Genomic DNA, 14,921 nt, shown 5'->3' on the forward strand with positions numbered 1-14,921 from the left:
TGAGCCTGCGAGGCAGGCCGGGGCGATCTTTCGGGTCAGAAGCGCGTAGCGCGGGGTGATCGGCTGCCGCGCATGCGGGCCGCTCGTTCGATCCACTCCCTCGCCGGTCTTCTGCCGTTGACAGCGACAATATCGTGATTGGTCGATCGACCAACCTATCTAATCTGAGAGGTCGGTCCGATCAGGGCGCGCAGACCCGCTGAGAAGAACCTGAGAGCAGATTCCGTCATGCGATCGAGATGATCGGAGGAATGGTGACTGGCAGTCAGATCGTCGAGGAAGCCCGGGTCCTGCACCATGAAGACCAGCGCCGCTTCGATGAAATAGACACCTGCGAGCAGGGTCGACTGGTCGGCATCGGGACGCAGCAGCCGCAAGTGCGTGGTGAAGACCTCCGAGATCGTGCTCAAGCGCATGAGCGAGGGCTTCACTTCGGGGATACGGTAGGAGCTCATCAGGTGCGAGGTCATGGTCACGAAGTTGTGAAGCTCGTGATCCTTGTCGGCGGTGATCGCAAGGAACGGTACGACGAAGGCGCGCACGCAGTCCTCCACCCCGGTCAGGCGCCCGGCAGAGCGCGCCTCGTCGAAACTGCCGCGCACGAAGCGCAGGAGATCGTCGAGCTTGCGGTCGATGGCCGTGGCAAGCACCTGGTCCTTGGCGCCGCAATGGTAGTGGACCAGGCTCATGCGCACCCCGGCGAGCTCGGCCAGATCGCGCATTGAAGTGCCGTCGTAACCGCGTTGCGAGAACAGCACCTCGGCAGCGTCGAGGATGCGCGCACGCGTCGCCTCGCCGCGCGCGACGTTGCGGTTCGGCGTTTCCTCCGGGCCGCTCATCTGCAAAAGGTATTGATGTGTTGCATCTCGCGCACAAGCCATAGGCACCGACCGGGACACAGGCAATGGTCCGCCAGCGGGCTTGCCGCCTGGCGGACCGGCCCCTGTCGCCGGGATCAGTCTCCGCCGGGATCAGTCGTAAGCGGCTGCCCACATTGATGCCGCAATGGCATCGCGGGTCGTCGCCTCGCTTCCGGCGCCGGCCAGCCCTTCCTCCTGAGCGCACCGCGCGACCGCGACCGCCACCTCGAGCGCGACGTGGCGCAGGTCGGTAACCGGCGGCAGCAGGCCTCCGGTCGCTCCGCCCAGTTCGCTCAGCCGACGGGCTGCGGCCATGAACATGCCATCGCTCACCCCCCTCGCCCGCGCTGCCAGCGCGCCGAGACCGACGCCGGGGAAGATGTAGACGTTGTTGACCTGCGTGATGCCAGGCGTGGCGAAGGGGCTGCCCGTACCGACGACCGCGCGACCGTCGGTCCAGTCGAGCAGGTCCTCAGGATGGGCCTCGGCCCGCGACACGGGGTTGGAGAGCGGGAATATCACCGGTCTCTCGACGCCATCGGCCATCAGGCGGACGCAGCGCTCGTCAAAGGCGTTCTTCTGCCCCGAAGTCCCGATGAGCACGGTCGGTCTCACGTTCGCGATGACGTCGTGAAGAGAGACGAGATTGCGCCCGTCGACGTCCCAGTCCGCGATCTCGGCGGGGTCGCGCGCCAGCTTGCGCTGCTGGGGTGGCAGACGGGGGAAGTCCGAGAGCACCAGACCGTCGCGATCGACCGCCCAGATACGCGTGCGCGCAGCAGTCTCGTCGAGACCTTGCGCCATCATTGCCTGGACCAGCATCTCGGCGACACCGCTGCCTGCGGCACCCGCGCCGAACAGGACGATGCGCTGGTCGGCAAGAGCCTTGCCCGTCCGCCGCACTGCTGCCAGCAAGGTCCCCACCGTGGTCGCGGCGGTCCCCTGGATGTCGTCGTTGAAGCTCAGCAGACGGTCGCGATAGCGCCCGAGCAGATCGTAGGCATTCTTGCCCGCGAAATCCTCCCACTGCAGCAGCACGCCCGGGAAGCGCGCGTCCACCGCCTCGACGAAGCGTTCGACGAAGGCGTCGTACTCGGCGCCGCGAACGCGCGGGGCACGCCAGCCGACGTAGAGCGGGTCTTCGCGCAGGGCGTGATTGTCGGTGCCGAGGTCGAGCAGGATCGGCAGGACTTCGGAAGGATGGATACCCGCGCAGGCGGTGTAGAGCGCAAGCTTGCCGATGGGGATGCCCATGCCGCCTGCGCCCTGGTCGCCCAGACCCAGAATGCGTTCGCCATCGCTGACGACGATCACCTTGACTTTGTCGTAGGCCGGATCGGCGAGAATCTCGTCTATACGCTCGCGGTTGGGATAGCTCAGGAACAGCCCGCGGGTGCGCCGCCAGATTTCGCTGAAGCGCTCGCAGCCATCACCCACCGTGGGGGTATAGACCAGCGGCAGCATGCGCGGCAGGTCGCTTTGAACCAGGGCGTGGAACAGCACCTCGTTCGAATCCTGAAGTTCGCGCAGGAAGGCATAGCGCTGGAAGTCGTTCTCCTTTTCCTCCAGCGCCCGTCGCCGGCGTACGATCTGGCTCTCGAGCGTGCCCACGTGCGGAGGGAGCAGACCATGCAGGCCGAACAGATCACGCTCCTCCTCGGTAAAGGCAGTCCCCTTGTTGGTCAGCGGATCGGAGAGCAGCGCACGGGCGCGGGCGTGGAGGTTGGGCGACATGTATATGGTCCTTGGGAATCAGAAGCGCATGCTTAGCCATGTCGCAAGGAAATCGGAATCCCCGTATCCGGCTTGCCTGAGCGCAGGCCCGGCGAAGACATGCTCGTAGCGCGCGGTGATCGAGACGCGCGGACTGATCGCCCATTGCACCTGCACCCGCGGCAGTTCCGCAGTCTTGATCGCGGTGGAATCGACCGTGCGCGCGAGCGGAGCCCCGTTGGCGCGATAGATCGCGTCGGACGTGTCCGCGCGCCATGCGAAGGCGTATTCTGCGAGCACGCGCACGTTGAAGACGGGCTCGAGCGAAACCACCGGCGCGACTTCGACAAGATTGGTCGCAGTGAGGAACAGGTGGTGGCTGAACGGGGTATTGGCACCGTGCGGAGAGATCGCGTTGCGCAGCGCGCCTGCACCGGCACCACTCTCGTTGCCGCCGCCGCCACTGGCATAGTCGAAGCTGAAGCCGACGCGCGGCGCGGCCTTGCCCGAGCCGACAGGCATCGTCTGGTCGAGGAATACCTGCCAGGCATCGATGTCGCGCCCGTCGTAGTCACCGAACTGGCGGTTGACCGTCCAGTCGATCGCCACATCGCCGAGCCGTCCCCACGCGTGGGCACCCAGATAATAGCGCTCCTCGCGTCCCTCGCTGCCGACCCAGCGTGCATCGCGCCGACGCAGGCGCCAGAAGAACGGATCGACGTAGAGACCCGAAGCGCCGGTCAGCGTCTCGGGGACGACCGTACCCAGCGTCACGCCCGAGAAGCGACGAGCCGTGTTGGGGCGGTCGTCACCGGCACCGCCCCGCCCATAAGCCGTGGGCTCGAGATCGAAGGCGTCGAGGCGCACCCCGCGACCGCGCACCCAGCCGCGAATGCCGTTGAGGGTATAGGGTATGGCATTGTTGTCGCGCTGCGAGACCAGCATGCGCGAACCGTCGAAGAACTCCTGACGACCGTAACGCAGGCCCATGTCGAGCCCACCGATGATCCCTGTGACTTCGGCGAAGGCCTGCTGAACGACGAGATCGTTGTCCTGCGAGGTCGTCGGCGTGCCGATGTTGTGTCCCGAGCTGGAGGCATGGGCGAACTCGCCATAGAGGCGCACGTGGTCGCCAAGGTGCACATCTGCCGCACCGACCACCCTGACGATGTCCTGGCGCTGGTGTTCGCCCTTAACCAGTCCCGGATTGGAGGTGTAATTGGTGCGCAGGCGCAGTTCGCCCGAGAGCGTAACGTAGACATCGCCGTTGTCGTCGAGCGGCAGGTACTTCAGGTGATCGAGCGGATCCCGGTCATCCTTCCGTTTTTGCACACCGCTCCAGTCCTCCGCCCAGCGAGTGGTGGCATAGGACCCGCGAACGGTCCCGTCGCCATCGGCCTTGTGCGGATAGGGAGCTGCCTGTTCCTCGGCAAATGCCTGTCCTGCGGGCGCAAGCGAGGCGCAGCCCAGCAGAGCGGCCAGAAGCGGCCGGTTTGCAATTTTCATGATGTTCTGTCTTTTTTTTTGTAAGTTGCGACCCGAAGGGCGCCGCTCACACGCGATGGTGCGACCCGAAGGGCGTGAGCGGCGTATCCGGTTTTTCTTTCCGACCCGTTCTTGCGTCCGGGCCGGTCTTATCACTCAGACGGTACGATCATTCGGCAGGGCTCGGCGCCAGTGCGGGCTCGTGCCCCGCGACACCGGGACGCTGCCGGATGGCCTCGGCAAAGGCGCCCATGTCGATGGAATTCTCCCAGCGCGAGACGATGACGGTCGCGACTGCATTGCCGATGAAGTTGGTAAGGCTGCGGCATTCCGACATGAACCGGTCGATGCCCAGGATCAGTGCCATGCCTGCGACCGGAACGGTCGGCACGATCGAAAGCGTGGCCGCCAGGGTGATGAAGCCCGCTCCGGTAACGCCCGCAGCGCCCTTGGACGAGAGCATCGCGACGGCGAGCAACAGGATCTGCTGGCCAAGCGTCAGCTCGACATTGCAGGCCTGGGCGATGAACAGCGCGGCCAGCGTCATGTAGATGTTGGTGCCGTCGAGGTTGAAGCTGTAGCCGGTGGGCACGACAAGACCGACGATGGTCTTGGGGCAGCCCGCGCGCTCCATCTTCTCGATCAGCGAGGGCAGAGCGCTCTCCGAGGAAGATGTGCCCAGGACCAGCAGCAGCTCTGCCTTGAGGTAGCCGATCAGCGAGAAGATCGAGAAGCCGGCCATGCGCGCGACGGTGCCCAGAATGACGATCACGAACAGCGCAGAGGTGATGTAGAACAGCGCGACCAGACCGGCGAGGTTGGCGAGACTGCCCACGCCGTACTTGCCGATGGTGAAGGCCATCGCACCGAAGGCTCCGACGGGCGCCGCGCGCATGACGATCGAGACGAGCTTGAAGAACACAACCGAGACGTCCTCGAGGATGCCCAGCAGTTTGTCGCCGCGCTCGCCCATTCCCGCGAGCGAGACACCGAACAGGATCGCGACGACGAGCACCTGCAGGATGTTGCCCTCGGTCATCGAGGACAGGTAGGTCTCGGGGATCATGCCCAGCATGAAGCCGGTCAGCGTGCTCTCGTGCGCCTTCTCGGAATAGAGCGCGACCTTGGAGGCATCGAGCGTCGCCGGGTCGATGTTGAGCCCGGACCCCGGCTGCACGACGTTGGCGATGATCATGCCCACGATCAGGGCGAGCGTGGAGAAGAACAGGAAGTAGGCGAAGGCCTTGCCCGCCACGCGGCCGACCGATCGCAAGTCGCGCATCGAGGCGATGCCGGTGACGATGGTCAGGAAAATGACCGGAGCAATCACCATCTTGACCAGCTTGATGAAGGCATCGCCCAGCGGCTTGAGCGCCTCGCCGGTGGCGGGCGCGAAGTGACCGATGGCTACGCCGAGCGCGATCGCGACGAGAACCTGCGCATATAGATTGGCGTACCAGCGCCGGGGCTTTGCGGGATGCTCCATTTCCGGAGACGGCATATGCATGGGGTGAGCCTTCTTCCTCTCGAACCTTGTGGGAGGGTCTGCCTCCTCACGTCTTGTGAACAAGAAATGCCCAGACGCAGGCTGCGGACAAAGCAATTTCGCGACGAGTGCAAAAAGGCGGATTTACGTTGATTTAATCGAAACTGCGAAAATTCGCCGTGCCGAAAACTGCGCAACACGACACCCCTATGTGCCAAAATTTGCACAACGCCGACCAACGGCATAAAACCCGCCCATGATTCGCCGGGGAACACTTGCATGGATCGTGAGCGCGCTGCTGGTCGGCGCATTTGTCGCGTTTCTTGCCGGGCGGGTGACGCAGGCCCGCTTTACTCAGGCCCTGCGCGAAACCACCCTCGCCGATGCGCGTATTCGCCAGGCCCTGCTCGACAGCGAAGTGAACCGTTTCCGCCTCCTGCCGCTGGCGCTGGCTGACGACCGGGACGTGATCGCCGCACTCGCCGGCAAGTCCGGCGCGCGCGAGCGGCTCAACCGCAAGTTCGAGGCCATGGCTGCCGATGTCGGCACCTCGGCAATCTATCTGGTCAATTGCGACGGGCTTACTATTGCCGCGGACAACTGGAACCAGCCCACCAGCTTCGTTGGCGAGAACTACGGGTTCCGCCGCTATGTCCGCGATGCGCTTGACACCGGCAGCGGCAGCCAGTTCGCGCTGGGTACGGTCAGCCGTCGCCCCGGCCTCTACCTCGCCCGCCGCACGCAGCAGTGCGGCGTGGTCGTGGTCAAGCTGGAGTTCGACCGTCTCGAGACGCAGTGGCGACGCGCGGGCGGCGTGACTTTCGTCACCGCGCCTTCGGGCGTGATCCTCGCCACCAGCGAACCGACGTGGCGCTTCGCGGCAACCCGCGCTCTCCCGGCCAGCGAGCGCGAGGCGGTGATCCGCGATTCGGGAACCGGTTCGATCCACCCCTCCCCATTCCGCACGACCGGGCTGGACACGATCGAATTGCGCGGTGAAACCGACACCGCCCAACCCGACGGAAAGTGGCTTCTGGTCAGCTCGGGAGCCGATGCAGAGACAGGAAACTGGCGCTTGCATCTGGCCATGCCGTTCGGTCGTACGATCTCGGGTCCGGTGCGCCTTGCGCAAGTTGCGACCGGCCTCGCAGCGACGGGATTGGTCCTTGCACTGGGCTGGCTGGCCATGCGCAACCGCCGCCGCCGCGCGCGCACCTTGCAGCTGGAACGCGCGGTAGCGGAACGCACCCGTGCCTTGCGCCGCGAGATTGATGCACGCGGCGAACTGGAAGCACGCGCCGCGCAGCTACGCGAGGAACTGCGCCTCGCCAACCGCCTCGCCACGCTCGGGCAGGTTACCGCAAGCGTCGCGCACGAGACCTCCCAGCCGGTCGCCGCGATCCGGAATTACGCCCACGTGACCCGCGCCCTGATCGCGCGTGGCCTCGACGACGAGGCAACCGAGAACCTCACAACGATCGACCGGCTGGCCGAACGCATCGGCGTGGTCACCGCGCAACTGCGCGGCTTTGCCCGCAAGCGCTCGGGCGCGCTCACCGGAGTCTCGCTGGCGCGTGCCATCGAGGGCAGCGAACTGATGCTGCGCGAGCGGCTGAGCTCCATCGCAACCGACTTTCCCGAATTTGCGCCGGACCTCATGGTCCATGCAGACAAGGTCCGGCTCGAGCAGATCCTCGTCAATCTGTTGCAGAACGCAATCGAGGCTCTGGCTGAAACGGCCGCGCCGCGCATCACCTTGTCGCTCGATCCCGAGGCGCCGCCGGGCATGGTGGTACTGCTTATTGCCGACAACGGTCCCGGCATCGCGCCCGAGATCGCGGACAAGCTGTTCACGCCCTTCACCACCAGCCGCAGCGAGGGCCTCGGCCTCGGGCTGGTGATCGCGCAGGACATCGCCACCGAGTTCGGCGGCTCGCTCGAACACCGCCCCGCCGCCACCGGCACCATCTTCGCTCTCAGCCTCAAGATCGCATCATGACCCAGACCAGCCCTGAACCACGCCGCATTGCGCTCGTCGATGACGACAAGGACCTTCTGCGCTCGACCGCGCAGGTCCTGCGCCTCGCCGGATTCGAGGTGGAATGCTTTGACGGCGCACAGGGCGCGCTGGCAGCGATCGACGAGACGTGGCCCGGCATCGTCGTCACCGACGTGCGCATGCCACATATCTCGGGAATAGAGCTGTTTCGCCGCCTGCACGAACGCGATGGCGAATTGCCGGTCGTGCTGATCACCGGCCACGGTGACATCGACATGGCAGTCGACCTGCTCAAGGCCGGGGCCTGGGACTTCCTGAGCAAGCCGTTCGATCCCGATGCGCTCGTGGCGGCTGCGAACCGGGCGATGACCGCGCGCGGGCTGACGCTCGAGAACAGGCGGCTGCGCGCACTCGCCGAAAGCGAAGGCAACGAGACGCTCATCGGCGAGAGCCCCGCGATCCGCCGGTTGCGCGAGATGATCCCGGTGCTCGGCGGTGCAGGCATCGACGTCTTGATCGAGGGCGAGACCGGCACCGGCAAAGATCTGCTCGCAAGGCTCATTCACCGCGCCGGGCCGCGCGCGCGCCACCGCTTTCTCCCGCTCGCCTGCGCCGGGATGAGCGAGGCGCTGATCACACAGACCTTCGGGCCTGCCCCCAATCCCGCACTGCTTTCCGCAGACCGCGGCACGCTCTACCTCGACGACATCGACCGCGCCCCGTCGCTGCTGCAGGATCGCCTGCTGACCTTTGCCGAACAGCGCGTACTGCGCCAGGGCGACAACACCGTGCCGATTGACGTCCGGATCATCGCGACGAGCCAGCCCGGTGAAGATGGCGAAGCGCCGCGCATCGCGCCGCAACTGTTCTTCCGCCTCGCCGCGATGCGCCTCGCGATCCCCCCCTTGCGCGAACGGCGCGAGGACATCGCACCGCTCTTCGCCCGCTTCTGTGCCGATGCCGCCCAACGTTTCGCTCGCGAAATCCCCCCGGTCACTGCGGACGTGCGCACCATGCTCGACAACCATGCCTGGCCCGGCAACGTGCGCGAATTGCACAACTTCGCCGAACAGGTCGTGATGGGCCTCGCCGCTCCCGCTGCCGCGACAACGCCCGAAGCGCCGCAGGCCGGTCTGGTCGACCGCGTCGATGCCTATGAAAAGGATGCGATCATCACCGCGGTGATCGCTGCCGATGGCGAGATCGGCGCGGCCATCCGCGCGCTGCAGTTGCCGCGCAAGACCTTCTACTACAAGGTGCACAAGCACGGCATTGACCTGGCGGCACTTCGCCATGACCTCTCGTGAGCGCCCCCTCCGGTCAGCCCCCGTGCCGCCTGCGTGCCCCCGAATGTACAATTTGGTCACAAATTGTCGCATCGATGAGTGGTTCTCTTGCGCTGGCGTCTAATTCTCTGAATACGGCCAGTCTCGCCCAATCCAAGGTACCCGTTTTGCCTGTGCTCGCTTCCCGCCTTCCCCTGCCCCGCTCGAACCGTGTCCGCCTGGGCGCCCTGTTGCTCGCCTGTGCCACACTGCCCGCGTGCAGCGGCAGCGAGGACGATGCGGCCCGGGGACCGCGCGAAACCGAAGTCGGCTATATTGTCGCGAAGCCGAGCACCGTGCCGATCTCGGTCTCGCTGAGTGGACGCACCGTTGCCTTCGAAACCTCGCAGGTCCGCCCTCAGGTCGAGGGCGTGATCCGCAAGCGTCTGTTCACCGAAGGCGCCTACGTGAAGGCCGGGCAGACGCTCTACCAGATCGACCCCAGCATCTACCGTGCGCAGGTCAATCAGGCGAACGCCAACCTGGCCAGTGCGAGGGCCAGCGCCGCAGCCGCGAAGGCACGGGCCGAGCGGCTCAAGCCGCTTGCCGAGATGGAGGCGGTTGCCAAGCAGGACTATACCGATGCGCTCGCCGACGCGCGCGTTGCCGAAGCAAGCATCGCCCAGAACAAGGCGGCGCTCGAGACCGCGCAGGTCAACTTGCGCTTCACCACGGTTCCCGCTCCCATCTCCGGGCGCATCGGTCGCTCGCTGGTCACCGTCGGTGCGCTTGCCAGCGCCAGCCAGGCCGACCCGCTCGCGATCATCCAGCGTACAGACCCGATCTACGTCGACCTCAACCAGTCGGCAGCCGACCTCGTAGGTCTGCGCCGCCGCCTTGCGCGCGGCGGAGCCACGCCCGGCAGCACCGAAGTGACCCTGCACCTCGATGACGGCACCGAGTACGAGCAGCGTGGCACAGTCAAGTTCAGCGAGGTCACTGTCGACGAAGATACCGGCACGGTGACCCTGCGTGCACAGTTCCCCAATCCAGACGGACTGCTGCTGCCCGGCATGTTCGTAACCGCCAGCTTCGACCAGGCCCGCGCACCGGGCGCCTTCCTCGTGCCTCAGGCCGCGGTGCAGCGCGACTTCGACGGCAGCGCCTACCTCATGGTGGTGGGCAAGGACGGCAAGGCCGAGCGCCGCAAGGTGACCTCGGACCGCACGCTCGGGCCCAATTCGGTGGTCACCGCAGGCCTGAAGGACGGCGACAAGGTCATCACCGAGGGGCTGAACGGGCTGAAGCAGGACGCCGCGATCAAGCCGGTTCCGGCTGGAAGCGCCAGCCCGGCCGCTGGCGCCAAGGCTGCCAGCGCGAAGAAGGACGGCTGACCCTTCCATGTCACGCATCTTCATCGACCGGCCGATCTTCGCCTGGGTGCTTGCCATCGTGGTGATGCTTGCGGGCCTGGGAGCGCTGCTCAACCTGCCCAACGAGCAATATCCGGACATCGCCCCGACCCAGGTCAACATCTCTGCCACCTACACCGGCGCCTCTGCGGAGACGATCGAGAATTCGGTCACGCAGGTGATCGAGCAGAACCTCACCGGCATCGACGGGCTTCTGTACTTCAGTTCGCAGTCCTCGAACCAGGGTCGTGCCTCTATCAGCGCGATCTTCGACAAGGGTACCGATCCCGACATCGCGCAGGTCCAGGTCCAGAACAAGGTCCAGTCCGCCCTCTCGCGCCTGCCGCAATCGGTGCAGGCGCGCGGCGTCACGGTGACCAAGTCCAATCCTGACCAGCTGATCCTCGTCACCGTCTACGACGAGACCGACACACGTTCGAACCAGGACGTTTCGGACTATCTCGCCTCGAACATCCAGGACCCGCTCTCGCGCATCGAGGGGGTCGGTGAAGTCAACGTCTTCGGCGCGCCGCACGCGATGCGCATCTGGCTCGACCCGCGCAAGCTCGCCGCGGTCAAGCTCATGCCCAGCGACGTGACTTCCGCGATCACCGCGCAGAACACCGAGGTTGCGGCGGGCGAGATCGGTGGGCTTCCAGCCCCCGAAGAGCAGGCCATCGACGCCATCGTCACTGCCGGTTCGCGTCTCCAGACCGCCGAGCAGTTCCGCGCCATCGTCCTCAAGACGAATGCCGACGGCTCGAGCGTGACCATCGGCGACGTCGCCCGGGTCGAGATCGGCGCCGAGAACTACAGTTCGAGCATGCGCTACAACGCCCATCCCGGCGCAGGCATGTCGATTTCGCTCTCGCCGGGCGCCGACGCGCTGGCGACCGCGCTCGCGGTCAAGGCCAAGATGGCCGAGCTTGCGCCAAGCCTGCCCGACGGGCTCGAATTCACGTACGGACGCGACAGCACCAAGTTCATCGAACTCTCGGTCGAGGAAGTCGAGAAGGCGCTGTTCGAGGCCATCGTGCTGGTCGTCATCGTCATGTTCGTGTTCCTGCAAAGCTGGCGCGCCACGCTGATCCCGGCCATCGCGGTGCCGGTCGTGCTGCTCGGCACCTTCGGAGTGTTCTACCTCGTCGGATTCTCGATCAACACGCTGACCCTGTTCGGACTGGTTCTCGCCATCGGCCTGCTCGTCGACGACGCGATCGTCGTGGTCGAGAACGTGGAACGCCTGCTCGAGGAAAACCCGGGCATGAGCGCGCGCGACGCGACGATCGAGTCGATGAAGGAAATCCAGATCGCGCTCATCGCGATCGCGCTCGTGCTATGTGCGGTGTTCCTGCCGATGGCCTTCTTCGGCGGCTCGACCGGGGTCATCTACCGCCAGTTCTCGCTGACCATCGTCGCGGCCATGGTGCTCTCGGTGCTCGTCGCGCTGGTGCTCAGCCCGGCGCTGTGCGCATCGCTGCTCAAGACCCGTTCGGGCGGCGAGAAGCCCAACTGGATCGAGCGCCACCTGCCCTGGCTGGCGCGCGGCTGGCACTGGTTCCACACCCGCTTCAACGCCGGTTTCGAGCGCATGAGCAACGCCTATGGCCGACAGGTCGAGACCGTCGTCGCGCACAAGTGGCGCTGGCTGGGGCTCTTCGCGATCACCTGCATCGGCACCTGGCTGCTGTTCAACCGCCTGCCCACCGGCTTTCTTCCGAACGAGGACCAGGGCGACGTGATGGTACAGTGGCGCCTGCCCGCGGGCACGCCGCGTACCGAGACCGAAAAGATTCAGCGCGAGGTCGAACGCTACTTCCTCACCAACGAGAAGGAAAACGTCGACGGCATCTTCACCATCGCCGGTGGCGGTCGCGGTGCTTCGGGCCAGAACACCGGCTCGGGCTTCGTCCGGCTCAGCGACTGGAGCAAGCGCACCCGCGACGACCAGAGCGCCGACGCCATCGTCGAGCGTGCGAGCGCCGAATTCCGCAAGTTCCGCAATGCCCAGGTCTTCGTGCTGGTCCCCGGCGCAATCCGCGGGCTGGGTTCGTCCTCGGGCTTCACCATGGAGCTGCAAAACCGCACCGGCATGCCGCGCCAGCAGTTCACCACCGTGCGCGACCGCCTGCTTGCCAAGGCCATGGCCGACGAGCGCCTTGCCTCGGTGCGCCTTTCCGACCTGCCCGACGTCTCGACGCTCAAGGTCGATACCAATACCCGCGCGCTGACGGCCTATGGCATCACGCCTGCCAATGCCAATGCCACCCTGCAGACCGCCTGGGGCGGCACTTACGTCAACGACTTCATCGACAAGGGCCGCGTCAAGCGGGTCTACGTGCAGGGCGATGCGCCGTTCCGCTCGCGCCCCGAGGACCTCGCACAATGGTACGTGCGCGGTAGCGGCGACCAGATGGTGCCCTTCTCGGCCTTTGCCTCGACCAGCTGGTCGACCGCACCCAGCACGACCTCGCGTTTCAACGGCCTCATGGCCTACGAGTTCTCGGGTACGCCCGCGCCGGGCGTCAGCTCGGGCACGGCGATGGACGTGATGGAAGAACTCGCCGGCCAGGTCGAGGGGGTCAGTGTCGCCTGGGCCGGCTCATCCTACCAGGAGCGCATATCCTCGGGCCAGGCTCCGTTGCTCTATGCGCTTTCGCTGCTCGTCGTGTTCCTGTGCCTCGCTGCGCTCTACGAGAGCTGGACCATCCCGATCGCGGTCATCCTGATCATCCCGGTCGGCCTGCTCGGCGCGATCGCCGCAGTTTCGCTGCGCGAACTTGAAAACGACGTTTACCTGCAGATCGGCCTGCTCACCACGATGGGCCTCGCCGCCAAGAACGCGATTCTCATGATCGAGTTTGCCGAACAGGCGGAGAAGCAAGGCATGCGCGTGATCGAGGCCGCGGTCGAGGCAGCCCGCATCCGTCTGCGCCCGATCCTGATGACCAGCTTCGCCTTCATCTTCGGCGTTCTGCCGTTGGCAACCGCGAGCGGTGCCGGCGCCAACAGCCGCATCGCCATCGGCACTGCGGTGGTCGGCGGCATGCTGACTGCGACAGTGCTGGCGATCTTCTTCATTCCGCTGTTCTTCGTGCTCGTGCGCCGCGGCGTACGCGACGGCCTCGCTGCGGCACGCGGTTATCTCGACGAACGCAAGCGCAACAAGGGCAAGCCCGAGAACGCAGGAGAAGGCGCATGACCACGCAGATCATGACCTCGCCCCGCTCCATGCAGCGACGCATCGCCCGACTGCTGGGCAGCGCCCTTCCCGCGCTCGCGCTCGGTGCCTGTTCGATGGCGCCCGAGTACGTGCGGCCCGAGATGCCCGCGCCGCAGACCTGGCCAGTCGGCGATGCCTATCTCGCGCGCAGCGAAGCCGGACTGCCGATCGTATCCTATTCCCAGATCTTCACTGACGCCCGGCTCCAGTCCCTGATCGAACAGGCGCTCGCCAACAACCGAGACCTGCGCCAGGCCGCGGCCAATCTCGCTGCCGCGCGCGCGCAGGTGACGGTGACGCGCTCGAGCCAGTTCCCCGAGGTCGGTCTCACCAGTTCGGCGACCGACCGCGAGACCGGCGGTGGCTTTGGCCTCAACGGCATGTCCTATGCCCTGAGTGGCGGCATCTCGAGCTACGAGCTGGACCTGTTCGGGCGCCTTGCCAGTGCAACCGATGCCCAGCGCAACACGGCCCTCTCGACCGAGGCTGCCGCGCGTACGGTGCGGCTAGGTCTCGTTGCCGACATTGCGCAGACCTGGGCCGTCCACGCCGCCGACGCCGAACTCCTGCGCATCGCGCAAGCCACTGTCATCAGCGCGCAGGACAGCGTCAGGCTGAGCGAGGCCCGCCTTTCGGGCGGCATCGCCCCGCGCACCGAACTGCGCCAGGCGCAGCAAGTGCTGGAGACCGCACGCGGCGATGTCGCCGCGCAAAAGGCCGCTCTGGCGCAGGACGTCAACGCAATGCGCCTGCTCGTCGGCGCGGACTTCGATCGGGCGCTGCTACCCGAAGACATCGACACTGTGATCGACAGTTTGGGTACCGTACCCGCTGGCATGGACACGAGCGTCCTGCTGCGCCGGCCCGACGTGGTCGAGGCGGAATATGCCCTGCGCGCAGCCAATGCCAATATCGGCGTCGCGCGGGCGCAGCTCTTCCCGACGATCTCGCTTTCGGCGCTGGTCGGCTTCGCCTCGACCTCTCTTTCCGCCCTGTTCGATAGTGCCTCGCGTACCACCACGTTGGGAGCCAGCGGCGACTGGTCGATCTTCAACGCCGGCGGCACCCGCGCCGGTGTCACCGTTGCCCGGGCGCAGCAAGAGGCTGCTCTCGCGGTCTACGAGAAGGCCGTGCAGAACGCCTTTGCCGAAACCGCGGACGCGCTTGCCGACCAGGGCACGCTGGGCGAGAGACTGCGCGCGGCGAGCGCCTTCACCGAAGCCTCGCGCGACAACGCCACGCTTACCGAGGCTACCTATCGTCGCGGCATTGCCAGCTCGCTCGACAATCTCGATGCCCAGCGCTCGCTCTATACGGCGCGCATCGCCGAGATCGCGGTGCGCCTGGCCGTCGCAGGGAACAGGGTAACGCTCTATCGCGTACTGGGTGGCGACCAGGCCAGTGCGCCGGAAGCATCCTAGGCACATACGGGGGCGTTGAGCGGGCCTGTCCTGCCGGTCATCGCAAAGCCGCCCTTC

At 66.0% G+C, this 14,921-nt stretch carries 9 protein-coding genes; 5 read left to right on the plus strand and 4 right to left on the minus strand.

Annotation, left to right across the window (positions count from 1 at the left end; all coding sequences use genetic code 11):
- Nucleotides 1-155: 155 nt before the first annotated feature.
- The 4 genes from I5E68_RS11800 to I5E68_RS11815 all read right to left on the minus strand — a co-directional run bounded on the left by I5E68_RS11800 (nucleotide 156) and on the right by I5E68_RS11815 (nucleotide 5,565).
- Nucleotides 156-839 carry a TetR/AcrR family transcriptional regulator gene (locus tag I5E68_RS11800; protein WP_197163937.1) on the minus strand — a complete coding sequence of 228 codons (684 nt, stop codon included), beginning with the start codon at nucleotides 837-839 and terminating at the stop codon, nucleotides 156-158.
- A gap of 132 nt (nucleotides 840-971) precedes the next feature.
- Entirely contained in the window at nucleotides 972-2,594 is a 1,623-nt protein-coding gene (locus tag I5E68_RS11805) for an NAD-dependent malic enzyme (protein ID WP_197163939.1), read from the minus strand.
- An 18-nt stretch (nucleotides 2,595-2,612) separates the two neighbouring features.
- Complete coding sequence (locus I5E68_RS11810; RefSeq protein WP_197163941.1) at nucleotides 2,613-4,079, minus strand: alginate export family protein; 1,467 nt, start codon at nucleotides 4,077-4,079, stop codon at nucleotides 2,613-2,615.
- A 148-nt stretch (nucleotides 4,080-4,227) separates the two neighbouring features.
- The gene (locus I5E68_RS11815; RefSeq protein ID WP_370463741.1) at nucleotides 4,228-5,565 is read right to left on the minus strand and encodes a dicarboxylate/amino acid:cation symporter; all 1,338 of its coding nucleotides are present in this window, start codon (nucleotides 5,563-5,565) and stop codon (nucleotides 4,228-4,230) included.
- Between the two features lie 265 nt (nucleotides 5,566-5,830).
- Between I5E68_RS11815 and I5E68_RS11820 the strand changes: the two genes are divergently transcribed.
- The 5 genes from I5E68_RS11820 to I5E68_RS11840 all read left to right on the plus strand — a co-directional run bounded on the left by I5E68_RS11820 (nucleotide 5,831) and on the right by I5E68_RS11840 (nucleotide 14,864).
- Entirely contained in the window at nucleotides 5,831-7,543 is a 1,713-nt protein-coding gene (locus tag I5E68_RS11820) for a sensor histidine kinase (RefSeq protein WP_323982149.1), read from the plus strand.
- Entirely contained in the window at nucleotides 7,540-8,850 is a 1,311-nt protein-coding gene (locus tag I5E68_RS11825; protein WP_197163945.1) for a sigma-54-dependent transcriptional regulator, read from the plus strand. Before I5E68_RS11820 ends, I5E68_RS11825 begins: the two co-directional genes overlap by 4 nt.
- 152 nt (nucleotides 8,851-9,002) lie before the next feature.
- Nucleotides 9,003-10,202 carry an efflux RND transporter periplasmic adaptor subunit gene (locus I5E68_RS11830; protein ID WP_323982150.1) on the plus strand — a complete coding sequence of 400 codons (1,200 nt, stop codon included), beginning with the start codon at nucleotides 9,003-9,005 and terminating at the stop codon, nucleotides 10,200-10,202.
- Between the two features lie 7 nt (nucleotides 10,203-10,209).
- Nucleotides 10,210-13,422 carry a multidrug efflux RND transporter permease subunit gene (locus I5E68_RS11835; RefSeq protein WP_197163949.1) on the plus strand — a complete coding sequence of 1,071 codons (3,213 nt, stop codon included), beginning with the start codon at nucleotides 10,210-10,212 and terminating at the stop codon, nucleotides 13,420-13,422.
- Nucleotides 13,419-14,864: an efflux transporter outer membrane subunit gene (locus I5E68_RS11840; protein WP_323982151.1), complete on the plus strand. Its 1,446-nt coding sequence runs from the start codon at nucleotides 13,419-13,421 to the stop codon at nucleotides 14,862-14,864. Before I5E68_RS11835 ends, I5E68_RS11840 begins: the two co-directional genes overlap by 4 nt.
- Nucleotides 14,865-14,921: the final 57 nt, after the last annotated feature.

Origin of the sequence: Novosphingobium aureum, assembly GCF_015865035.1 — a bacterium.
Taxonomy (GTDB): domain Bacteria; phylum Pseudomonadota; class Alphaproteobacteria; order Sphingomonadales; family Sphingomonadaceae; genus Novosphingobium; species Novosphingobium aureum.